Raw genomic sequence first — 238 nt, forward strand, 5'->3', positions numbered from 1 at the left:
TGGTGGACGGCCGAAGACAGCACGCCGGCAGTTAAGCTGGTCAGCGGCCGGCAGAACAGCGGCCGGGCGGCCCGGGCGGAGGAGCTGGACAACTTCATGGCCCGGCTGGAGAGCCGGCTGGAAGCGGCCGGCTATTTCAACATTCCGGAAAAACGTCCAGCGATGGTGCGCAACCTGCGCAACATTTTCGCTCGCACCCGCCCGACGTCGGCGGAGATCGACAGCCTGCACGGCATGG

At 66.8% G+C, this 238-nt stretch carries 1 pseudogene; it reads left to right on the plus strand.

The features are described 5' to 3' along the window. A pseudogene (locus tag R0J92_RS26340) lies at positions 1-238 on the plus strand (hypothetical protein); the annotation flags it as partial.

Origin of the sequence: Tritonibacter sp. SIMBA_163 (assembly GCF_046535935.1) — a bacterium.
GTDB lineage: Bacteria > Pseudomonadota > Alphaproteobacteria > Rhodobacterales > Rhodobacteraceae > Epibacterium > Epibacterium scottomollicae.